This window comes from Actinacidiphila yeochonensis CN732 (genome assembly GCF_000745345.1).
Lineage (GTDB): Bacteria > Actinomycetota > Actinomycetes > Streptomycetales > Streptomycetaceae > Actinacidiphila > Actinacidiphila yeochonensis.
Genome location: NZ_JQNR01000004.1, coordinates 212,130 through 232,923 on the forward strand (window position 1 = coordinate 212,130; position 20,794 = coordinate 232,923).

General features: G+C 70.9%; 21 protein-coding genes, 1 tRNA gene and 1 pseudogene. 7 read left to right on the top strand and 16 right to left on the bottom strand.

Going from position 1 to position 20,794, the window contains the following annotated elements:
* Window positions 1-274: 274 nt before the first annotated feature.
* Complete coding sequence (locus BS72_RS07800) at window positions 275-1,177, bottom strand: transketolase family protein (protein WP_037908248.1); 903 nt, start codon at window positions 1,175-1,177, stop codon at window positions 275-277.
* 113 nt (window positions 1,178-1,290) lie between these two features.
* Window positions 1,291-1,934 (bottom strand): annotated as a pseudogene (locus BS72_RS07805) (transketolase).
* 201 nt (window positions 1,935-2,135) lie between these two features.
* Between BS72_RS07805 and soxR the strand changes: the two are divergent.
* A complete protein-coding gene (gene soxR / locus BS72_RS07810) occupies window positions 2,136-2,654 on the top strand; it encodes a redox-sensitive transcriptional activator SoxR (RefSeq protein WP_051950990.1) in 519 nt (172 codons plus the stop codon).
* A 184-nt stretch (window positions 2,655-2,838) separates the two neighbouring features.
* Here soxR and BS72_RS07815 read toward each other — a convergent pair whose 3' ends face one another.
* Window positions 2,839-3,132: a YiaA/YiaB family inner membrane protein gene (locus tag BS72_RS07815; RefSeq protein ID WP_037908252.1), complete on the bottom strand. Its 294-nt coding sequence runs from the start codon at window positions 3,130-3,132 to the stop codon at window positions 2,839-2,841.
* Window positions 3,133-3,286: 154 nt separating this feature from the next.
* Here BS72_RS07815 and BS72_RS07820 point away from each other — a divergent pair.
* Window positions 3,287-3,360 (top strand) — tRNA-Pro (locus tag BS72_RS07820).
* Between the two features lie 41 nt (window positions 3,361-3,401).
* Here BS72_RS07820 and BS72_RS39785 read toward each other — a convergent pair.
* The 7 genes from BS72_RS39785 to BS72_RS37875 form a co-directional block, all read right to left on the bottom strand.
* Window positions 3,402-3,620, bottom strand: a complete 219-nt coding sequence (locus tag BS72_RS39785; RefSeq protein WP_078901137.1) for a hypothetical protein — start codon at window positions 3,618-3,620, stop codon at window positions 3,402-3,404.
* Window positions 3,560-3,976 carry a site-specific integrase gene (locus BS72_RS36355; protein WP_051950799.1) on the bottom strand — a complete coding sequence of 139 codons (417 nt, stop codon included), beginning with the start codon at window positions 3,974-3,976 and terminating at the stop codon, window positions 3,560-3,562. Before BS72_RS36355 ends, BS72_RS39785 begins: the two co-directional genes overlap by 61 nt.
* An 891-nt stretch (window positions 3,977-4,867) precedes the next feature.
* The gene (locus BS72_RS07830) at window positions 4,868-5,128 is read right to left on the bottom strand and encodes a hypothetical protein (protein ID WP_037908254.1); all 261 of its coding nucleotides are present in this window, start codon (window positions 5,126-5,128) and stop codon (window positions 4,868-4,870) included.
* Window positions 5,129-5,490: 362 nt separating this feature from the next.
* Complete coding sequence (locus BS72_RS07835; protein ID WP_232792269.1) at window positions 5,491-5,772, bottom strand: hypothetical protein; 282 nt, start codon at window positions 5,770-5,772, stop codon at window positions 5,491-5,493.
* 94 nt (window positions 5,773-5,866) lie between these two features.
* Complete coding sequence (locus BS72_RS33725) at window positions 5,867-6,079, bottom strand: helix-turn-helix transcriptional regulator (RefSeq protein WP_037908257.1); 213 nt, start codon at window positions 6,077-6,079, stop codon at window positions 5,867-5,869.
* A 44-nt stretch (window positions 6,080-6,123) separates the two neighbouring features.
* Window positions 6,124-6,519, bottom strand: a complete 396-nt coding sequence (locus BS72_RS37870; RefSeq protein WP_232792270.1) for a hypothetical protein — start codon at window positions 6,517-6,519, stop codon at window positions 6,124-6,126.
* Between the two features lie 27 nt (window positions 6,520-6,546).
* Window positions 6,547-6,678 (bottom strand): helix-turn-helix domain-containing protein, encoded by a 132-nt coding sequence (locus BS72_RS37875; RefSeq protein ID WP_232792271.1) that lies wholly within the window; start codon window positions 6,676-6,678, stop codon window positions 6,547-6,549.
* 276 nt (window positions 6,679-6,954) lie between these two features.
* On the opposite strand from BS72_RS37875, the gene BS72_RS39790 reads away from it, so the two are divergent.
* The 3 genes from BS72_RS39790 to BS72_RS36360 all read left to right on the top strand — a co-directional run bounded on the left by BS72_RS39790 (window position 6,955) and on the right by BS72_RS36360 (window position 8,473).
* Window positions 6,955-7,368, top strand: a complete 414-nt coding sequence (locus BS72_RS39790; RefSeq protein WP_407638961.1) for an endonuclease domain-containing protein — start codon at window positions 6,955-6,957, stop codon at window positions 7,366-7,368.
* Between the two features lie 72 nt (window positions 7,369-7,440).
* A complete protein-coding gene (locus BS72_RS07855; RefSeq protein ID WP_157856173.1) occupies window positions 7,441-7,917 on the top strand; it encodes a transposase in 477 nt (158 codons plus the stop codon).
* A gap of 349 nt (window positions 7,918-8,266) precedes the next feature.
* Window positions 8,267-8,473, top strand: coding sequence for a hypothetical protein (locus BS72_RS36360; RefSeq protein ID WP_157856174.1), 207 nt, complete (start codon window positions 8,267-8,269; stop codon window positions 8,471-8,473).
* Window positions 8,474-9,737: 1,264 nt separating this feature from the next.
* Here the strand turns inward: BS72_RS36360 and BS72_RS39470 are convergent.
* The 3 genes from BS72_RS39470 to glgX all read right to left on the bottom strand — a co-directional run bounded on the left by BS72_RS39470 (window position 9,738) and on the right by glgX (window position 15,850).
* Window positions 9,738-10,175, bottom strand: coding sequence for an RDD family protein (locus BS72_RS39470; RefSeq protein WP_322942148.1), 438 nt, complete (start codon window positions 10,173-10,175; stop codon window positions 9,738-9,740).
* A gap of 503 nt (window positions 10,176-10,678) precedes the next feature.
* On the bottom strand, window positions 10,679-13,345 hold the full coding sequence (locus tag BS72_RS35260; RefSeq protein ID WP_037908258.1) for an alpha-amylase family glycosyl hydrolase: 2,667 nt from the start codon (window positions 13,343-13,345) through the stop codon (window positions 10,679-10,681).
* 363 nt (window positions 13,346-13,708) lie between these two features.
* Window positions 13,709-15,850: a glycogen debranching protein GlgX gene (gene glgX / locus BS72_RS07870; protein ID WP_037908259.1), complete on the bottom strand. Its 2,142-nt coding sequence runs from the start codon at window positions 15,848-15,850 to the stop codon at window positions 13,709-13,711.
* Window positions 15,851-16,094: 244 nt separating this feature from the next.
* On the opposite strand from glgX, the gene BS72_RS07875 reads away from it, so the two are divergent.
* Together BS72_RS07875 and BS72_RS07880 are read left to right on the top strand one after the other, a co-directional pair.
* The gene (locus BS72_RS07875; protein ID WP_078901266.1) at window positions 16,095-17,345 is read left to right on the top strand and encodes an SAV2148 family HEPN domain-containing protein; all 1,251 of its coding nucleotides are present in this window, start codon (window positions 16,095-16,097) and stop codon (window positions 17,343-17,345) included.
* A 237-nt stretch (window positions 17,346-17,582) separates the two neighbouring features.
* Complete coding sequence (locus BS72_RS07880) at window positions 17,583-18,296, top strand: 3'-5' exonuclease (protein WP_037908263.1); 714 nt, start codon at window positions 17,583-17,585, stop codon at window positions 18,294-18,296.
* A gap of 104 nt (window positions 18,297-18,400) precedes the next feature.
* Here BS72_RS07880 and BS72_RS37880 read toward each other — a convergent pair whose 3' ends face one another.
* From BS72_RS37880 to BS72_RS07895, 3 genes are all read right to left on the bottom strand, one after another.
* A complete protein-coding gene (locus tag BS72_RS37880; RefSeq protein WP_051950800.1) occupies window positions 18,401-18,775 on the bottom strand; it encodes an ATP-grasp domain-containing protein in 375 nt (124 codons plus the stop codon).
* A gap of 227 nt (window positions 18,776-19,002) precedes the next feature.
* A complete protein-coding gene (locus BS72_RS37885) occupies window positions 19,003-19,356 on the bottom strand; it encodes a hypothetical protein (RefSeq protein WP_037908266.1) in 354 nt (117 codons plus the stop codon).
* Window positions 19,357-19,753: 397 nt separating this feature from the next.
* On the bottom strand, window positions 19,754-20,617 hold the full coding sequence (locus tag BS72_RS07895; RefSeq protein WP_037908268.1) for an aminoglycoside phosphotransferase family protein: 864 nt from the start codon (window positions 20,615-20,617) through the stop codon (window positions 19,754-19,756).
* Window positions 20,618-20,794: the final 177 nt, after the last annotated feature.

The following is a 20,794-nucleotide window of genomic DNA, read 5'->3' on the forward strand; positions in this document are numbered from 1 at the left end:
TCGGTCATCGAGATCTTCGCGTAGCCCCGTCGCGCCGTTCGTCCCCGCTCGTCCCTGCTTCCTCCCGCTCGTCCCCTGTTGGTCCCCGCTTCCCTCCGCTTCCCTCCGCTCCCGCCGCTCGCTCCCCGCTCGCCCCGCTGTGCGCGGTGGCCTTCGCGACCTTCGTACCGTTCCTGCCCGGCCTGGCCGAAGTGGCCGACGGGACGGGGCGGGTGGTGAGGCCGGGCACGGCGAGGACGCCGCCGGGCCCCGGCCTCACCACCCGGCCTCGCCGTCAGACGGGGAGGAAGCCGTCGAGTCGGCGCCGCAGCCCGGCGGCGTCGAGGCCGTGCGCCGCGACGTGCTCCGGCCACGAGCCGTAGCGCCGCAGCTCCCGCCGCCCGGTGCCCAGGGCCAGCACCCGGTGCGGGAACTCGGCCAGCGCCTCAGCGGCGAACGGCGTCGACGTGCCCGCCAGGTACGGCTCCACCACCGCCAGGTCGGGGGCGTCGGCCCGGCGCACCGCCTCCCGCACCGTCGCCGCGTCGAACGGCCGTACCGTCGAGGCGTACAGGACGGTCACGTCCCGTCCGCTGGTGGCTTCGAGGACGGCGTCCAGCATCGGACCCACCGCCAGCACGACCCCGCCGCGCCCCTCCCGCACCACCTGGAAGCGACCGGGCGAGACCGGCAGCGGCGAGCCGTTCGACTGGTCGCTCAGCCGGACGTACACGCGCTCGTCGCCGTCCGCCGCGGCGTGCCGCAGCAGCGCCTCCGCCTCGTCCGGGTGCCCCGGCACGTGGACGGTCCAGCCGTCGAGCGTGTCGAGCAGCGCCACGTCCCCGGGCGCCTGGTGCGTGCGTCCGCCGGGCGCGACGTCGTACGACGCCCCCGCGCTCACCAGCACCGCCCCGACACCCTGGTGCCCGAGGTCGAGTTTGACCTGCTCGAAGGGGCGCTCGACCAGGAAGCTGGCGAAGGTGTGCACGATCGGCCGCAGGCCGGTCAGCGCGAGGCCCCCGGCCGCGCTCACCAGGAGCTGCTCGCGGATGCCCACGTCGATCACCCGGTCCGGGTGCCGTCGGGCCGCGTCCGCGAACCTGTCGCCCGAGATGACCGCGAGGACCACGGCCAGCCGCGGGTCCTCGTCGAGCATCGCGCTCACCACTGTGCCGAAGCGGTCGCGCATCGTGTCCATGCGAGGTGCCCTTCCGTGCTGCTGCGTCGTCTCGGTCTCGGGGTGGTCCCACGGGGGCGGTGCCGGGCGGAACCGGGGAACGGAGAGCGGGGGAGCGGGAGCGGCGCAGGGCGTCACCGCTGCTCCACCCGGGCGACCACCGCGTGCGGCCGACCCGGATGGGGCGCGGTGAACGCCTCGTACAGCGCGTCGTGGTCGCGCCCGTCCACCGTCACCGCGGACCAGCCCTCCGCCTCGAAACGGGAGGCGAGGCCGCCGCGCCAGCCGTACGTCCCCGACCGGTTGTCCACGGCCACCGTGTGCAGCCGGTCCAGCCCCACCGCCCCGGCGAACTGCACGGCCTCCATGGCGCTTCCCTCGTCCATCTCGGCGTCCCCGACCAGCACCCAGACCGCCGGGTCGGGCAGGCCCGCGCCCGCAGTCCGAGCGCGGTCCCGACCGCCAGGCCCAGGCCGTGCCCGAGCGAGCCCGAGCTGATCTCCACGCCCGGCACGAGGGTCCGGTCCGGGTGCAGCCCGAGCGGCGAGTCGAACCCGCCGAAGCCGGGCAGCCACTCGACGGGGACGAACCCCTTCGCGGCCAGGACGGCGTAGTACGCCATCGGCCCGTGCCCCTTCGACAGCAGGAAACGGTCCCGGTCCACCGCCTCGGCCCGCTCCGGGGCCACCCTCAGCACCCGGTCGTAGAGCACCCACAGCACGTCGAGCGTGGAGGTGGCCGCCGGGCCGTGCTTCTCGTCGCCCGACATGAGCGTCATCAGCCCGGCCAGGTCCTCGTACCCCGGAGGGGACGCGGGGGCGTCCGCTGGCGCGGGTCCGGCTCCGCTGCCGGTGGTGCCGGTGGTGCCGGTGGTGCCGGTGGTGCCGGTGGTGCCGGTGGGGGTCGTACGCATCGCTGGCGTCATAGGGCGACTGTGCAACTTCAAGCCCGCTTGAGGTCAAGCACTACCGTGGGTGTCGTGAACGTCTCCAGCCGCGACCGCCTGACCATCGGCGACCTCGCCGCCCGCAGCGGCTTCGCCACGTCCGCGCTGCGCTACTACGAGGACCTCGGCCTGATCACCGCCGAGCGCACGGCGGGCCGGCAGCGCCGCTACCGCCGCGCGACACTGCGCCGGCTCGCGTTCATCCGAGCCGCCCAGCGCATCGGCCTCTCCCTGGACGAGGTCCGCGACAGCCTCTCCCACCTCCCGGCCGACCACGTCCCCACCTCCGAGGAGTGGAGCGAGATCGCGCGGACCTGGCAGCGCCGTATCGACGCCCAGATCGACGAACTGCGCCGGCTGCGCGACCAGCTCACCGGGTGCGTGGGCTGCGGCTGCCTCTCGCTCACCCGGTGCGCGCTGTACAACCCGGACGACGGCGCCGCGGCGGCCGGCCCCGGGGCCCACTACCTCTACGGCGGCGGGCCCGCCCCCGCCCCCGGCCGAACCCCTGAGCTCCCAGGCTCCCGGGCTTCTGAGTTCCTGGGCTCCTGAGCTTCTGGGCTTCTGGGCTCCTGGGCTCCTGAGTCGCGCGAGCCCGGAGTGCGTGCGCGGCGTGCGGCCTTGGACCGGCCGGCGCTCCAGCCGCGGGCGCCCGGGAGCGCGGGCGGCGCCACCGGAGCTTCCCACCCAGCCGCGGGCAGGAAGCTCCAGGTGGCTGGTCCTCTCCGCTCTCCGCTCACATGTTCTCGACGCGGAACGGATCGTGCTCGGCCAGCAGCTTGTCCAGCCGTGCCTGATCCACCCGGCTCACCACCTGCCCTTCCTGCTGCCGGTCCCGCACCACCTTGGCCAACGTGAACGTCGCGGTCACGACGTACAGCAGCCCCATCGCCAGGAAGGCCCGCTCCCACGCGCCGACCGGCAGGTAGGCCACGCCCACCACCATCGCCCCCAATGCGACCGCGAACGAGATCACGGCCTGCGCGGCGTACGCAGCAGTCGTCTGCTGCTGCGGAATCACCTTCGTCATGCCCCCACGGTCCCGCCGCCCCGCCGCCCCCGCATGAGTACCCCTACTCACCCCGCCCCCCACCCCACCCCCAGGTGGGCATGAGCGGTGACCCGAGTGCGCTATAGTTTTCTTACGCGATCACGCCGGGGCCGAGCCCCGGAAGATCGAGTACCGGGACGTGGCGCAGCTTGGTAGCGCACTTGACTGGGGGTCAAGGGGTCGCAGGTTCAAATCCTGTCGTCCCGACGGTACAGCGGGCTTAATGCCCAGGTCGGGGCCTTGTTTCACTAATGTGAAACGAGGCCCTGCGGCGTTTCCGGGACGTGCGGCTCACAACTTCTCACGAACGCTGTTGATCTTGTTTCAGCCGAGCAGCTTCTTGCGCTTCTTCGAGCCCGCCCGGAGGCTGTCGGGGGCGGGTGGACGTACGTGGGTTTGGTGAAGCTCAGGTCCGAGTGCCCGGCCCGTGCTGAAACGACAGTGTCCGGAACCCCGTTGTTGGCCATCCACGACAGGCACGCGTGCCGTGCGTCGTACAGCCGAACCTTACGGACCCCGCCGCGGCCGTCAGCTTGTACGCCTCCCGCCGCAGCTTGTCCGTCTTCCACGGACGTCCGACCATGTCGACCAGGATGTAGCCGCTGTGCGCGTACGCAGTGCCAGCGACCTCCTTCTCCTTCCCTTGCTGGAGCTGGAAGGTCCGCAGGGCCTTGCGTACGGGCCTGGGAAGCGGCAGCGTGCGCCTGCCGGCATCGGTCTTGGTGCCCTTCTCGACGACCTTGTTCCGCTCCCCCTTCGCGCGGTTGCGGTCGTAGACGATGGTGCGGGTGCTGTCGATGGTGATGGTGCCTGCCCCGTCCAAGTCGACGTCCTCCCACCGGGGCCCCGCACACCTCGGCCGGGGTCGGGCTGCTTCACGGTGACACGGCGAGACGGTGGACCGGGAATCCGGCCGCACCAAACGGCCTCGCGGAAGACGGCGGAGGAGACGCGCGCCCAATTAGGCACGGCCGGGAACAGCGGCCTCACCGACGAGCAGATCACCGCCTGGCAAGCAGCCTCACCCGCCTGCGGCCACCGCCAAGCCGTACGCACCGGCAAGCTCCCCGACTGCCTGACAAACCCAGGCCACACCGGCGGCGTTCCCGCACAGCCCGCGTCCGAAGAGATCACCTTCAGCCGCGACTGCGGAACCTCACCGTGCCGCCACGCCGCATCCCTCACCCACGCTGTCACCACACACCTGAGCAGCCGCCCCGCCGACTTCGCCACACTTCGTGGACTCCCCGAACACCCCGTTCGGCCCCCCGCCGCCAGCGCGGAGCAGCCGGTCACCACCACCCGCACGACACCCGCGGAAAGATTCACATCCCCGCCCACCACGCATGGGCCTGGCACCGCGAATGCGCCGAACCACCCCTGCTGCCCACCTACACACCCGAACCGACCGACGAACCGGTACTGAGCCTCCCGGCCCCGACGGCTCCCCCGCACCTGCGCCTGATCGAGCGCGGATCCGCACACTCATCAGCGACGCTGCAGCACAGGCGCGAGCACACCTACGGGACGTGACCCCGCTGCAGTGCGCACTGCACGAGGACGCACTCCGACTCGCCGCCGCAGCACCCGGCATCCGGCTTCCCGAAACAGCCTTTGACGACTGGGCATCGACGTCGCGGATCTGCGAGAACAAATCTCGGAGTACACCCTCGCCCGAGGCAGCACCAGACGAACCCCCAGTGTGTGACCTGCGTCATGCTCTCTGGAGCAGGCGGCGGCAGCCCTCGCAGCTTGCGTCCTCGTGACTGCGGGCGAACATGTAGCCGGTCGGGCTGAGGCGTCCGCTGAAGACGCCCCAGGCCAGACAGCTGTTGCCAGACGTCCTGGCTGACCGAGTCCGAGTGCCCGCAACAGATCTGCCGTAGGGCTCGAACAGCGGCACCGGCTGCCGCCAGTACCGGTTCACGTGCAGCCGCGTGATCTGGCTGTAGGCCGCCTGGTCGGTGCGCGGCAACTCCTTGCGCTTCAGGGGTCGCTGGACGGTGTCCGGGTGGTCGGGACGGGCGTGGGCTGGAGGGCGAGACTCCGGACTGCCCGGCGCATGTCCACCTCGTCGCTTCCCTCGGGTGGCTCGGGCCGAAGGTACGGGAGTGCGGCGGTGTTTGCACCTCCCAGTCGCATGCACCGGTGGGCGGTGGGCGGTGGGCGGTGGGTGCGCGACAGGTGTCGCGGATCGGGGTGGTGGCTGCGATGGCGGGGCTGAAGACGGCGGGTTGTCGCCACTGACTGTTCGGGGTGTGGGCTGCCGGTTGTTGCAGGGTGATCGCGTTGCCTGGTCGGGGCATCCGGTGACGGGAGGTTCGAGGCGACAGCGTCTCAGGTATGCCGAGACCAGAAGACGACGAACGCGACGTAGGTGATGGCGGCGGTTGCCACGAACCAGAAGTACGGATCGCCGCTTCGTCCGGATGCGAGCTCACCGACGAAGGCACTGAGATTCCCCACGGTAAGCACCACGCCTGTGCCGGCCCAGGCGCGCCCGGCGATCCGGGCGAAGCGCTCGTCGGGTTCCTTCTCGGTGAGGCCCTGATAGGTCTCGCTCCGGCGTCCCAGCACCAACAAGGCGAGACCGCAGACCGCCAGGATCCCGAACGTCACCAGGCCGATAGCGAGGCGGCCTCCGACGGTCGCCGCTACGAGGCAGGCCCCTCCGAGAACAAGGAAGAAGCCGGGGGCGGACCATCTGGCTGTGCTATTGGTCATCTGCTGGGCCCTCATGGGCATGAAACATCTCCTCAACGCTGACCTCGAAGAACTTGGCCATGGACATGGCGAGCGGCAGGGACGGTGTGTACCGCTCGGTCTCGATGGCATTGATCGTTTGCCTTGAGACCCCGAGGGCGGTTCCTAGCTGGCCTTGGGAGAGCCCTCGCGACGACCGCAGTTTCCTGACACTGTTTCGCACATGTAAAGCTTACTTGTCACCTCTTGACGGCTGTCAAGTGTGCTTTACAGTGCTGACGGGGCCGCGGACCAGACGTCACAACACGCGCCGGGCCGTGAGGCGATGGCGCGGTCAGCGGCTCGCTGAGCCGTCAACTCGCGGTTGGCCGCGCGCGCTGCGGCGAGGTCCTCGCCCCGTTCAACGAGTTCGGCGTGGAGGTCGAGGACCTGCTGCTCCAGTTCGGTGGCGCGATGAGTGAGGGTGTCGATGTCGGCGGGCGCGCTGATGCCGGATGCCTCCCAGGCCGCCTGTCCGAGGTTCTCGGACAGGCGCTGTTCGAGGCGGGTGATGTGCGCGGACAGGCGTCCGTTGCGGGCCGTGAGGTTCGCGACGTCGGGCCGGCGGCGACGTGCGGCTGACCGGCGTACCCGTCGCCGTGCCGGGCGGAGGTTCGGACGCACGGGGGAGGGCGGCCGCGTGCAGGTCGCCTACCGGTGGATCGGACTCCTGTGGACGCCGGCGGCGCGGGCGACGGAGGAGACGGTGATCTCCTCGCCGTCCGCGGCCAGCCTGCCGAGGACCTTGAGGACACGGGTCCGTCGCTGATCGGATTGCGCCACGGCTGAAGCGTCGACACCTGCGTCAAGTCGACGCCGGGCATCCAGCCTTCGCCGAACGGCGCGACTGTTGAGCTTGCCCCGAGGTGCGTTGTCGGCGATATGCCCTACCTTCCTCTCACCGAGGAAGGAAGAAACGCTGTGGCGAGCCGGATTCAGAGGAGCGATTGGGACTGGGACTGCAACCCCGAGGAACTATGCGGCTTGTGCGAGGAATGGGTGCCTCGCCTGGTTGCTGGTGCAGAGGTCTGCGCCCGGTGTCGTCGGATGCAGCGGCGCATGTGGAAGTACGGGCTCTCCATAGCGCGCTACAACGCGATCTGGAGGGCGCAGGGCTTCCGATGCGCTCTTTGCGGAGAAGACACCGAGGCCTGTGACAGCGGCATCCTGCACGAGGCGAAGTCGATCTGGCAGATCGATCACGATCACGCATGCTGTGGTCCATTGGGCTCGCGAGGATGCTGTGTGCGCGGCATCCTATGCAAGCCGTGCAACCTTCACAGGCTGCCTATCTACGAGCGGTGGCCTGCGCAACTGCGTGACAGCCCTGTCTTCAACAACTACCTGAGCGACCCGCCTGCAAAGCAGCCAGCGGCGAGGGTCATCAAAGGCCGTGACGACCAATACCTACCTACTTCATGGTCCTTCATCATGGACCGGAGGTATGCCGAGGCACTCACCAGGAGGACTTAAAGGTTGTCTCATGTGGCGCGTTGGTGATGGGCATGATGCTGCCTTGAGAGTGGCGATCTGTCGCGCCGGGTGGTGCTGGACGAACTCGGCACAGAGGCGGGCTGGACTGGTCGTCCGCGATCGTCGATGCCGCCTCGGTGCGGGCGAAAAGGGGGCTCGCCAACCGGGCTGAATCCGGTCGATCGCGGCAAGAAGGGCAGCGAACTGCACGTGCTGTCCGAGGCCCAGGAGCGGCCGCTTGCCGTCGCGGTCTCAGGTGCGAATCTGCACGACAGCCAGGCGCTCAAGCCGCTGATCCTCGGGATATCCGCGGTCCGCTCCCGGCGCGGGCCCCGCCGGAGTCGGCCGGTGAAGGTCCGCGCGGACAAGGCGTACTACTCAGTCGATCACCTGCACTGGCTCCGCGCCCGCAACCTCCTCCCGCACATCGCCCGTCCCGGCATTGAGTCCGGCGAGCGCCTCGGCCGACACCGCTGGAAGATCGAACGGTCGATCGCCTGGCTTTTCGGCTACCGCCCCCTCACCGTTCCGATACGAGCGGAAAGGTAGCCACTTCCTCGCCTTCCTCGGACTTGTCGCAGCCCTCACCTGCTACAAGAGACTCGCCAAGATCACCACGTGAGACAACCTCTAAGGTACGTGGTGGGCTGAATGACTGCCCTGCTGTGTACCAAAAGCGTCGAAGGTGGGGCAATGGGGGGTAAGGAGCCGTGGAATTGGTGGCTTGCATCACCGGGTGGATCCAGGATGCAGTCGATTTCGGGCGTGCCAGGTGGGGTGATGACGTGGTGGTGCCCGAGGAGGTTCCAGGGGAAAACGTGTCCGTTTTCGTAGACAGAGTCCGGAGAGGCGAGGCAGGGTCAAGCCGTTCTCGGGAACGATTGCGCAGATTGAGGCCATGCCTGATGGAGTGATCTGGGTAACGGTGAAGAGCGATGACGGGACGGAGGATGAATTTGAGGGATTGGGAAATGTGGAACACTACCGGCTGGGCCGTTTGATGACTGTCCGTGAATTTATTTTCCCGCCCTCTGGTGGTAAAGGGCGGGTCTCGACCTACCCCGCTGAAATCTGGATCGGTGATCGGCGACCGGTGACCGTTTGATCGAAGACTTCTTGGTGCCAATTGCTCCCTAGTCTCGATCTTTCGTGAGGGTTCGCCGATGACGTCGGTGGACCGGCGTGATTTCTGTGAGAGGTTGCAGGCGGGCGTCCCTGGTGATGTCGCGGGATCACGCACCCCGCCGTCTCGGTCCGTGCGGCCCCCGCAATCCCGCCGAAGCTGTCCGGGGCCATGGGGGGAGATTAGCGCAAGGCGCTGGCCGTTCAGGAGATAGGAGAGTTGTTGCGATGAAACCGGTACGCTTTTGGGAGCTTGCCGCAGACGTTGGATCGAGGAAAGAAGGGAGTCCCTGGATTGGCCTCGCGATGGGATTGATCATGCTTCTGGTCGGCGGTCTTGGGGCGGTAAATTTCAGAAAAATACCCAGTCGAGTGCATGATCTCCTGCACCGCCGGGTCCTGCACCGCCGTGTCCCTCCAGGCAGCAGGCAGGCCGCGGTCACTTCCTTTGAATTTCAGAGAATTGTCGCCGGAGTGCTGGCGTGTGTGGGGATCGTTTTGACTGTCGTTTCGGGCATCGAACTCGCGATCTCTTAGTTCGGCCCCCTAGGGTCGGCGTAGGTCAAGGCGATGTGCTCCTGGTGGTAGGTGTTTTGAGTGACCTTGGATTTAGATATATCGAGGTAGTCGCCGGGAGCCTTTTGTGTAAAGTGAGTACAAACAGGATGAGGCTGCTGTCGCGTTGAGGGTGAGGGTCTCATCGGCCTCGTTCCGAGGTCGATGAGACCATTCGATCCGGCGGACGGATCAGCTCGGATCGCCAGGGATTTCGATCTGACCGGGAAGGTCGGGGTCGGACACCTGGTGCAGTCGGCCCTGCACGGCCTCCGCTATCTGGGTCAGACTCATTGGCGGCATGAGCGCTCCGCTCCTTCGCGAGAACAGGACGTACCGCAACCTAACCGGGGACGCCACCGAACCCCGGCGCTTCGAGGCGACAGAGCTGCTGGATTCCGCGGGATTGCCGACTGCGGAGTCGGTCACGGTCACCGTTCGCGGGGGAGAGGTGATGAGGGCTGGCTCATGCACGATCAAGCCGAGTCGAATCGCTGCCCCTCCTGCCTCTTGAAAGCGGGGGGGCAAAAGCGTGCTGGCCTGGCTGCGTCCGCGCTGCGACGGCCCCGCTGCGACGGCCTCGCTTCGGTCTTGGCCGCGAGGGGACCTTGGTAGGACAGGGTCTTCGGGTAAAGGAAACCGCCTTGCCGGTTGGACCGGCAAGGCGGCAAGGGGGGTTGGGCGGCTGAGGGTCAGGGCTTGATGACCACGGAGGAGACGATCTTGTCGGCGAAGGTCTGCCGCTTGGCGTCCCAGAGGGGCCACAGGTAGCCGAGCAAGCAGGCGAGCCCGTCCAGAACGTGCAGCAGGCGTCGGCCCAGTGCCCGGCCGAAACCGAGCAGTTGGCCGTCCGCCTCGCGGAGCGTCCGGGTGCCGACGGCCATCTTGCCGGGGGTCTGGCCCTTGGTGCCCTCCAGGTAGGCGAAGACGACCAGGCCGGCCAGTGCGACCACGTCGGCGAGCGCGCTGCCCAGGGCGAGGCTCACGACGACGTTCAGTACGCCGAGGATCACGGCGTCGATCAGCCCGGAGAGGAAGCGCCAGCCCCAGTGGGCCAGCGGCGGCATGCCGGAGGGCGTCTGGCCGTAGGCGCTCAGGTCCTGCTGGCCGCCGCCGGGGTAGGACGGCACGCCGGGCGGTCCGTAGGGGTTCGGCTGGCCGTACGCAGGCGGTTGGCCGGGCTGTCCGTACGCGCCGGGCTGGCCGTAAGCCGGCGGTTGGCCGTAGGCGGGCGGTTGGCCGGGCTGGCCGTAGGCGGGCGGCTGGCCGGGCTGGCCGGGTTGGCCGGGCTGGCCGTAGGGATTCTGACCGTAGGGTCCGGGCTGTCCCCCCGGAGTACCGCCATACGGTGGCTGGTGCTCACTCATGCGGGTGAGTAAAGCAGGTAATTCTACCAGCGGAAAGTCATAAGGTGTATCGATACAAACCCCTTGCGCCACACGCGATCCCGCAGGACCGCCGGTGGCCACGGGGAGCTGCGGGAACCGCGCCGATGCCGTCCCGGAGCGACGCGAGCCCCGCTCGCCCAGCGCCTCTCCAACCGGTGGAAGTCGGGCCGGGCGTCACCCACGAGCCCTGGACCCGGCGGCTGTTGGTGCGGCATCGGCCGGAACGGGGGCCCTGTCTCCTCCCGCTACTCCTCGCGGGTCAGCAGGGCCACCGGCCAGGCCGAGAGCAGGTCCGCCAGCGGCACCCGGCCCTCGTACGCGCCGCCGCCGATAACGTCGTGCCAGCGGCCCGCCGGCAGCGGTAGCGCCGTACCGCGCCAGCCGCCGGCGTCCTCCAGGCGCCGCGAGAGCCGGGTGGCCACCGTGACGGAGCCCCCACCGCGGACGAACGCCAGGCAGTGCGCGGCGGCCGGACCCTCCGCGGTGAGCGGGGAGTAGCCGGCTCCGGGGCCGTACCAGTCGGGTCGGGCGCGGCGCAGCCGCAGGGCCAGGGCGGTCAGCCGCAGCTTCGCCTCGTCCGCGCCGTCCGGCTCCGCGCCGTCCAGCAGCCGGGCCAGTACGCGGTCCACGCCGGACCGCGCGGTGCCCGGCTCCGGCTCGCTGAGCGGCCCGCGGTTGTCCGGGTCGACCAGGGTCGCCACCGGGAACTCGGTGCCCTGGTAGACGTCGGGCACGCCCGGCATCGTCAGGTGCACCAGGGCGGCGCCCAGGCTGTTGGCGGTGGCGTACGGCTCCAGTGCCTGGGCGAACTCGGCGACGTCGTACACCTGCGGCCCGCACGGGCCCTGCTCGGCGAAGTCGGCGACGGCCTTCTCGTACGCCTCGTCGGACTCGGTCCACGAGGTGCGCAGGCCTGCCTCGCGGACGTGCTTCAGGGCGGCGGGGACGAGTCGGCCAGAGTGGCAGAAGCCCAGGCCCACGGCGGTCTGGAAGACCGTCCACGCGGTGTGCCGGTCGGGTGCCGGGGCGCTGCCGAGAGCGGCGCCGCGCTCCTCCCGGCCGGCCATCCACGTGCGCCACGCGTCGGGCATCTCGGTGAGGACGGCGAGCCGCAGCCGTACGTCGGCGCCGCGCTTGGTGTCGTGCGTGGACAGCGCGGTGCCGGTGGCCGGCCGGGTGCGCAGCACATCCGCGCAGTACGCGTGGAACTCCTCCGGCGTGGTGGCCGGCCGGGCCGGGTCCCGCCCCACCTCGCACAGGGGCAGCAGCGGGGTGTAGCGGTAGAACGCCGCGTCCTCGACGGACTTGGCGTGGAGCGCGGAGGCGACCTGCGGGAAGCGGACGAGGAAGTCGGCCCCGTCCGAACCCATCGAGCCGTCCGAGCTGTCCGAGCTGTCCGAGCTGTCCGAGCTGTCCGAGCTGTCCGAGCTGTCCGAGCTGTCCGAGCCGTCCGAGCCGCTCGAACCGCTCGAACCGCTCGAACCGTCCGAACTGTCCGAACGCTCCGAGCCGTCCGAACGCTCCGAACCGTCCTCGCACCGCGCGTCCGTCCCGGCGCCGCCGCTGTCCGGGGTGCGGGTGCGGGTGCGGCCCGCCGCCAGGTCGTGCAGCAACTCCACGACCGGGGCGAGCCGTTCGCCGCCCGTCGCGGCGGCCTCCCGGGCGGCCTCGGCCAGCAGCTCCGCGTCAGCGGCCGAGGGCGACTCGCCCGGGCGCACGTATGTGCGGTAGACGGGGAAGCGCACCAGCAGCTCGCGCAGCCCCTCCTCGACCAACTCCTGTGTGTAGAAGACCGGTTGCGGGCATGCTCGGAGAGCTGTGCGGGCCAGCCGGGAGACCTCGGCGGCCAGGTCGCGGGCCACCACCTGGCAGGCCGCGCGGCGGACGGTCGGCTCCCAGCGGCCGCCCTCGTCGTCCGGGACTCCGGTGAACGCGCGGTAGGTGTCGGCGAGTTGTTCGACCCCGGCGGGGTCGGTGAACAGGCCGTCGATCCGGTCCAGCGCGTCGTAGCCGGTGGTGCCGGCGCAGGCCCAGCCGGGCGGCAGCGGTTCGTCGCGCCGCAGGATCTTCTCCACCACCGTCCAGCGTCCGCCGGCCGCCTCCGCCAGCCGCCGCAGGTAGCCACCGGGGTCGGCGAGGCCGTCGGGGTGGTCGACGCGCAGGCCCTCGGCGACGCCCTCGCGCAGCAGCCGCAGCACCGTCGCGTGGGTGGCCTCGAACACCTCCGGCCGCTCCACCCGGACCGCGATCAGGTCGGAGATGGTGAAGAACCGCCGGTAGTTGAGATCGGTACGGGCCGCCCGCCAGAAGGACAGCCGGTAGTGCTGGGCGTCCAGCAGCTCCGGCAGCGGCAGGTCCTCGGTACCCCGACGCAGCGGGAAGCGGTGGTCGTAGTAGCGCAGGACCCGGCCGCCGGCCTTCTCGTCCTCGACGACGGCCAGCGTGTCCATCACGTCCGGCAGCGGCTCGCCGAGGACGGGCAGCAGTACCCGGCCGTTCAGTGCCGCCCAGTCGATGTCGAACCACGCCGCGTACGGGGACTCCCGTCCGTCGCGCAGCACGGCCCACAGGGCCTGGTTGAGGTGCTCGGGGGCGGGGACGGCCATGTGGTTGGGGACGATGTCGAGGACGAGCCCCAGCCCGTGCTCGCGGGCCCGGCGGGACAGCTCCCGCAGCCCCTCCTCGCCGCCCAGCTCCGTTCGCACCCGGGAGTGGTCCACCACGTCGTAGCCGTGCGTCGAGCCGGGCACCGCCTCCAGCACCGGCGACAGGTGCAGATGGGTGACGCCGAGCGCGGCCAGATAGGGGACCCAGGCGGCGGTGTCGGCGAAGGTGAAGCCGGGCTGCACCTGCACGCGGTAGGTGGCCGAAGGGGCGGCGGGGGTGGCCGGGGTGGCGGGAGGAGCCGTCATGAGGTCTTCTCTACCCCGGATCGGCGGTGCGGGCGCGCGGGACGGACCGGGACACGCCGACCCCGCGCCCCACCCGGCCGCCTCACCCGGACGGCCCAACGCCGGCCCAACCCGCTACCCCGGACGGCCCAACGCGGCCCTGCGCGGTACCCCGGACGGCCCAAAGCCGCTCGGGTCCGCTTCCCCCGGACGGCCCAACGGGACCGCCCCCCCGGGCGACGCGGTCCCGCCACCCGGTCCCGCTGCTCCGTCGTCCCGCTGCTCCGTCGTCCCGCTGCTCCGTCGTGCCGCCGCTCCGCCCCGCCCGCCGCGCCGACACCCGGGAGCCCGCTCGCACCGCCTCGCCGGATGCTCCTACAGATGTCAGTCGGCCGGCCGCTGGAGCACCACCAGGCTCCGGTCCGCCAGCAGCAGCCGGTCGCCGGCGCTGATCTTCTCGCCGGTGCCCGGCGCGACCCCCTCCGGCCGCTCGGTGTCGACCACCAGCTGCCACTCCCGCCCGTGGCTGACCGGCACCACGAACTCCAACGCCCTGGGAGCGGCGTTGAACAGCAGCAGGAAGGAGTCGTCGGTGACGGGTTCGCCGCGCGGCCCCGGCTCGGAGATCGCGTTGCCGTTGAGGAAGACCGCCAGTGAACGGGCGTGCGCCGCCTGCCAGTCCCGCTGCGTCATCTCCCGGCCGTCCGGGGTGAACCAGGCGATGTCCGACAGCTCGTCGTGGGTGCCCTCCACCGGGCGGCCGTGGAAGAAGCGGCGGCGGCGGAAGACGGGGTGGTCGCGGCGCAGCCACACCATCGTCTTCACGAACTCGTGCAGCACCAGCGCCTCGTCGTCGGTCGCCTCGCCGCTGCCTGCCTTGCCCGGCCACCGCACCCAGGAGATGTCGCTGTCCTGGCAGTAGGCGTTGTTGTTGCCGCCCTGGGTACGGCCGAACTCGTCGCCGTGGCTGAGCATGGGCACGCCCTGGGAGAGCATCAGGGTGGCGATGAAGTTGCGCATCTGGCGTTGCCGCAGGCTCCGCACCGCGCGGTCGTCGGTGGGTCCTTCGACCCCGCAGTTCCAGGAGCGGTTGAAGCTCTCGCCGTCGCGGTTGCCCTCGCCGTTGGCCTCGTTGTGCTTCTCGTCGTACGACACGAGGTCGCGCAGCGTGAAACCGTCGTGGCAGGTGACGAAGTTGATGGAGGCCAGCGGGCGCCGCCCGTCGTCCTGGTAGAGGTCGGAGGAGCCGGTCAGCCGGGAGCCGAACTCCGCCAGCGTGGCCGACTCGCCCCGCCACAGGTCGCGTACGGTGTCGCGGAACTTGCCGTTCCACTCCGTCCACAGTGGCGGGAAGTTGCCGACCTGGTAGCCGCCCTCGCCGACGTCCCAGGGCTCGGCGATCAGCTTCACCTGGGAGACCACCGGGTCCTGCTGGACCAGGTCGAAGAACGACGACAGCCGGTCCACCTCGTGGAACTGCCGGGCCAGCGTGGCCGCGAGGTCGAAGCGGAAGCCGTCGACGTGCATCTCCGTCACCCAGTACCGCAGGCTGTCCATGATCAGCTGGAGCACGTGCGGGCTGCGCATCAGCAGGCTGTTGCCGGTGCCCGTGGTGTCCGTGTAGTAGCGCTTGTCGCCGGCGAGCCGGTAGTACGAGGCGTTGTCGAGGCCGCGCAGTGACAGCGTCGGCCCCAGGTGGCTGCCCTCGGCGGTGTGGTTGTAGACCACGTCGAGGATCACCTCGATGCCCGCCCGGTGCAGCGCCCGTACCGCCGTCTTGAACTCCAGCACCTGCTGGCCGCGGTCGCCCAGCGAGGAGTAGCCGTTGTGCGGGGCGAAGAAGCCGATGGTGTTGTAGCCCCAGTAGTTGGCCAGCCCCGCGTCGGCCAGCCGGTGGTCGGTGACGAACTGGTGTACGGGCATCAGCTCCAGGGTCGTCACCCCCAGCTCCACCAGATGGCCGATCACCGCCGGGTGGGCCAGTGCGGCGTAGGTGCCGCGGATCTCCTCCGGCAGCCCCGGATGGTTCATCGTCAGGCCCTTGACGTGGGCCTCGTAGATGATCGTCTTGTGGTAGTCGGCGCGCGGGGAGCGGTCGTCGGCCCAGTCGAAGTAGGGGTTCACCACCACCGAGGCCATCGTGTGCGGCGCGGAGTCCAGGTCGTTGCGGGAGTCCGGCTGCCCGAACCGGTAGCCGTAGACCGCCTCGTCCCAGTCGATGCTGCCGCTCATCGCCTTCGCGTACGGGTCCAGCAGCAGCTTCGCCGAGTTGCAGCGGTGGCCGCGGGCCGGCTCGTACGGGCCGTGCACCCGGAAGCCGTAGCGTTGGCCCGGCATCACGCCGGGCAGGTAGGCGTGCCGCACGAACGCGTCGGCCTCGCGCAGCTCCACGGCCGTCTCGGAACCGTCGTCGTGCAGCAGACACAGCTCGATTCGCGACGCCACCTCGGAGAACACGGCGAAGTTGGTGCCCGCGCCGTCGAAGGTGGCGCCCAGGGGGTACGAATGACCGGGCCAGACGTGCATGTGATGACTCTTCCGCTCCGGGGACCGGCCGCATCGCGGACGGCCCCGCTTCCGGCGTTCACTTTGCGGCAGCATCATCCTCCCACCCGGGTTCCACCCGAGGGTGACACTGCGGCAACGGGCAGCGATGTCGAGGCTGATGGGGTTGTCTGCTAGTAGTCAAGTAGGGTCGATACGGCTGCGACGCCCCCCGCACCGCAGTACCCTTCCTTGATCGTGGACGGGGGCGGGAGGCGGTGAGGTGGTGACGTCCGGAGGTCTGATGCTCCCGGGTGGCGGTGAGCAGGGTGACCGGAACGTCCCCGACGACCCCACGGTGGAGGAGCGGTCCCCTGTGCTCCCGCTCGCCGCGCCGATGGAGATCGGCGCGGAGGTGGACTGGGACGCCGGAGCCTGGGCCGAGGTACGGACGCGGGCGCGCCGGGCAGGGCGCGCGTACGTGTGGCTCAACCTCGTCGAACAGCGGCTGCGGGCCGTGGTGCACGCGGTGCTGAGCCCGATCTACCAGCCGGTGCACGGCGAGGAGTGGGTGGTCGCCGCGGCCGGCCCGGCCGGCCACGAGTGGGTGCAGCGGGCCGTCGCCGTCCGCGAGGTCAGCCGCCGCAAGGGCTTCCTGCTCGACCCGGCCGACGACAATGTGCTCAGCTTCCTGACGCTGCCGCAACTGCGCGAGCTGGTGGTCCAGCACTGGCCCTGCTTCGAGCCGTACGTCGACGACCGGCGCGAGTTGGAACTCGCCCTGGACGAGCTGGAAGTGGCCCGGCACGTGGTCTCCCGCAACCGGGCGCTGTCGCGCACGGTGCTGGACCAGGCGGAACGGGCCTGCACCCGGCTGCTGGCGATGCTGGGCGCGCAGGCGGCGTCCGGCGGCGGCTCGCGCCGGCTGCCGGTGGACGCCGTCGAGGAGCTGGTCGCCGACCGCTACAGCGACGTCGTCGGCGTCTACCCCGACCGGGTGCGCCTCCAGCGGCAGCTCCCCGTCGAGGACCTCTTCTCCGGCGCCCGGCGGCTCGACGCCGTCGGCATCGGCCTCAACCTGCTGGTGCAGAACTTCTCCGGGCGGCGGCTGGTCCGGCTGGCGGAGGACGGCTGCCGGGTGCGGCTGCTCTTCCTCAACCCGGCCAGCGGCGCGATCCGCCGCCGGGAGCGGGAGCTGGGCCTGGGCCGGGGCGAACTGAGCCGGTCGGTCGAGATGAACATCATGCACATGCGCCGGGTGCGGGCCCGGCTGCGCGACCAGGGCGCGTTCGAGATCCAGGTCTTCGACGACACGCCCCGCTTCACCGCCTACCTCATCGACGGCGAGGCCGGCGAGGGCCTCGGCGTCGTGCAGACCTACCTGCGGCGGGCCCGCGGCATGGAGGTGCCGGTGATGGTGCTGCGCGGTGGCAGCACCCGGGTCGTCGCCGAGGACAAACCAGTCGAAGCGGGGCTTTTCGAGGTCTATCGGGAGGAGTTCGACGGGATCTGGTCGGAATCCCGGCCGGTCTCCTGACGGCGGCCCCCGGCCCGTCCGTCTCCCCAAGGCGGCGCCCGGCCCGCTCCCGGGCCTGGCGTCGGGCCCGCTCCCGGCCCTGGCGTCCGGGCCTGTCGTCCGGGCCGGACGGGTCCCGCCGTCCCCGAACGGGGATCTTGTCGAGCACCCGCGGCACGCGATGTCAGAGGTGCACGGAATGATGGACCAGCACGACCGGGGGAGACCGGGGGAGAACTCAGCGGGAAGGACACACCCATGGCATGGCACGAGGAGCTGCTCGTCGGCTTCGACCTGGAGACCACGGGGACCGATCCTCGGCAGTCCCGCATCGTGACCGCGGCCGTCACCGAGGTCAAGGCCGGCGAACCGGTGCGCCACCGGGAGTGGCTGGCCGACCCGGGTGTGCCGATCCCGGCCGAGGCCGTGGCCATACACGGGGTCAGTACCGAGCGCGCCGCCGGGCAGGGCCGCCCGGCAGCCGAGGTCGTCGCCGAGATAGCGGACGCCCTGCGCGGCTACTGGGCGGCCGGGGTGCCCGTCGTCGTCTACAACGCGCCCTTCGACCTGACGCTGCTCGACGAGGAGCTGGCCCGGTACGCGCTGCCCCGGCTGACCGCGCCGGGCGCCCCGGCCGGCCCGGTCATCGACCCGCTGGTCATCGACCGCGCCCTGGACCGCTACCGGCGCGGCAAGCGCACCCTGGAGGCCGCCTGCGCGGTCTACGGCGTGGTGCTCGACGGTGCGCACGAGGCCGGGGCCGACGCCCTGGCGGCCGTGCGGGTGGCGCGGGCGCTGGCGCTGCGCTTCCCCGAGGCGGGCGGGGCCGACCTGTGGGAGCTCCAGGAGCGGCAGCGCACCTGGTACGCCGTCTGGGCCGAGGACTTCCAGGGCTGGCTGCGCCGCAAGGGCCAGGCCGACGCCGTGGTCGACCCCACCTGGCCGATGCGGGCGGCGGACGCAACACAATAGGGCGAATTGTCCGTATTATCGGCTCGGCTTGGTTGGGGGAAGGCGGCACTCGGCCCGGGGCCGTCGCGGGCCCGGCGCCCGTCCGTCGTCCGCCGCCGACGGCGTCAGCCCGCCGGGACGCCCTGCCCGCGTTCCAGCGCGTGCGCGATGGCGCGGGAGATCGGCTGCCCGGTGAGCGACTCGTAGTAGCTGAAGGCCGGGCTCGGGTTGACCTCCAGGCAGTAGGGGCCGCCGTCGTCGGGGTCGTCGGGCAGGATCAGGTCGATGCCGGCGAGGTCGAGGCCGAGCCGGGCGGCGAGGGACACGCACCGCTCGGCCAGTTCGTCGGGCAGGTCGAACGGGGTGAACCGGGCTCGGCCGCCGTCGAGCCGTGCGTACCGGTAGTCCACGCGGTCGGTGTCCACACGGGTGGCGAAGGCCTCGCCGGCCACCGTGTGCACCCGGAGGTCGACCCCGGGGACGTAGCGCTGGAACTGCACCGACGAAGCTCTTCTCGCCCGAGCCGGCCAGCCCGTCGACCCGCAGGGAGTCGTCCGGCTTCGTGTACTCCGGCGGGCCGTGGCCCTTGTCGATGTCGCCCTGCTCCTTGTCCTTGACGGGAGAGTGACCCCCGCCTCCTCCCGACGGCGCGTACCTCCTGGCGTAGTCGAGCCGCAGCGTCTTGTTCCGGCGTCCCGCTCGTCGCAGTTCAGTACGTACTCGGTCGTCAGGTCGGCGGAGTTCGTGGCGGCGGGGACGCGAATTCGGGGGGCCCGCGGCGTCCCTCCGAGTGCGGTTCCCCGGTGAGCGGCTCGGGCGGCGGCGACAGCGCGCGGCCCGTCCTCCTCAGGTAGGACTGCTGCTCGGCGGGAACGCAGTCGACCACTTCACCACCGGACTCGACGAACGAGTACACGGATTCGACGCCCGCATAGCGCTCGACAAGGTAGCGCCGCATTTCCTCGAAGGAATCCGGGTCGTCCACCACGGCTCCCGGGCGCGCGCGGAACTCCTCGAAGTCGGCGGTGTGCAGAGAGCCGAAGAAATCGGCGAAGGGCTGAATCGCGAGATGCACAGCCATGGACAACAGATCTTCCGGGCGATCGCGTCCGATCCTGGCGGCCCCGCCTTCCGGAGCCGGCCGAAGCGGGCTTGTCGGAATGCCTTGAGTTTCTCTTCGTACGTCGGCGAGTTTCTCTTTGTACGGCGGTCGCGTTGTACGTCGGCCGCGCGCCTTGGCTTCACTCTACTGCGAGTTGCGGGGGCGTTCATCTCGAAGCGTCGGCCGCCGCCGAACGGTGGGAGCTGCCGCGATCAATTATTCGACATTCAACTCCCTTGTGCGTGCTCCGCTTTTCGCTCGCCGTGCCCGCTGCTCCTGCCCGCTGACCCTGCCCGCCCCGGCCGCGCGGGGCTGTCGTCGCCGTCCGTCCCGGTACACCGACGGGAGTGCGGGGGTGATGTGCAGTGACGGGGCGTCAGAAGGAGTACCAGCGGACCGAGGTGTCGTCCGCCCGTAGGGAGGCCACCCGGCGGCGGAACTCCGTGCGGGCCGCCGGGTTCGCGCGGGCGTGCTGCGCCACCCAGGCGCAGCCGGCGGTCTCCCGGGCGCCGCGCAGCGCCTCGTAGCCGTCCCAGCCGGTGACGTCCCAGCCGTACGCCTCGGCGAAGGTCTCGTACTCGGAGGCGGGCACCCCGTAGCGGTCCCGGCTCAGCACCTGGACGACGAGGTCGTGCTCGCGCAGGTCGGAGGAGAACGTCTCCAGGTCCACCAGGACCGGGCCGTCCGGTCCGATGTGGATGTTGCGCGGCAGGGCGTCGCCGTGGATCGGTCCGCGCGGCAGGTGGGGCGTGAGGGAGGCCGAGGCTCGCGCGAACTCGTCCCGGCGCTGCCGCAGATAGGCGGCGTCGGCCGGGTCGACGGCCTCGCCGCCCGCCCGCAGCCACCGCTCGACGCCGCCCAGCAGGTCCCGGGGCGGCAGCCCGAAGTCCGGTTCCGGCAGCGCGTGCACCAGCTTCAGCAGCGGTGCCGCGTCCACCGTCACCGCGGGCCGCAGCGACTCCGGCAACCGCTGCCAGTAGGTGATCGGGTGCCCCTCGACCAGCCGCACCTCGGACTCCGCCGAACGCACCGCCGGCACGTCGTGCTTGGCCAGCCAGTCGGCGGTCCGCACCTCCCGGCGCGCCCGGTCCAGCAGGTGCGCGCCCCGGCCCACCTTGATCACCAGCCGCCCGGCGCCGAAGACCGCGTTCTCCCCGAAGGAGAGCAGATCCGCCTCCGGGTGGCCGGCCGCGTCCAGCACCTCCCGCGCACGCTCCTGCGTGAACACCGCGTCCGCCATACCCGCCTCTCGCCTCTCCCCGCCTCGCGGCCCACGCCCGGCGCACACCGTGTCGTACGCCGTCGGGTGCCGTCGTTTCCCGCCCTGCTCTGCCCTGCTCGCGGCGCCCGTCCGCCGCACCGCCCGTTCTCGCGCCGCCCGTTCTCGCGCGGCACGCGGTCGTGCGCCGCCCGAGCC

What these genes read in the sequence shown, in the direction of transcription:
- BS72_RS07880 (WP_037908263.1), top strand. Translation starts at nt 17,583, where the DNA reads ATGGCATGGCACGAGGAGCTGCTCGTCGGCTTCGACCTGGAGACCACG.
- BS72_RS07800 (WP_037908248.1), bottom strand. Translation starts at nt 1,177, where the DNA reads ATGGACACGATGCGCGACCGCTTCGGCACAGTGGTGAGCGCGATGCTC.
- BS72_RS35260 (WP_037908258.1), bottom strand. Translation starts at nt 13,345, where the DNA reads ATGACGGCTCCTCCCGCCACCCCGGCCACCCCCGCCGCCCCTTCGGCC.
- glgX (WP_037908259.1), bottom strand. Translation starts at nt 15,850, where the DNA reads ATGCACGTCTGGCCCGGTCATTCGTACCCCCTGGGCGCCACCTTCGAC.
- BS72_RS36360 (WP_157856174.1), top strand. Translation starts at nt 8,267, where the DNA reads ATGCCTGATGGAGTGATCTGGGTAACGGTGAAGAGCGATGACGGGACG.
- BS72_RS07815 (WP_037908252.1), bottom strand. Translation starts at nt 3,132, where the DNA reads ATGACGAAGGTGATTCCGCAGCAGCAGACGACTGCTGCGTACGCCGCG.
- BS72_RS39790 (WP_407638961.1), top strand. Translation starts at nt 6,955, where the DNA reads ATGTGGAAGTACGGGCTCTCCATAGCGCGCTACAACGCGATCTGGAGG.
- BS72_RS39785 (WP_078901137.1), bottom strand. Translation starts at nt 3,620, where the DNA reads ATGGCCAACAACGGGGTTCCGGACACTGTCGTTTCAGCACGGGCCGGG.
- BS72_RS37885 (WP_037908266.1), bottom strand. Translation starts at nt 19,356, where the DNA reads ATGGCTGTGCATCTCGCGATTCAGCCCTTCGCCGATTTCTTCGGCTCT.
- BS72_RS07895 (WP_037908268.1), bottom strand. Translation starts at nt 20,617, where the DNA reads ATGGCGGACGCGGTGTTCACGCAGGAGCGTGCGCGGGAGGTGCTGGAC.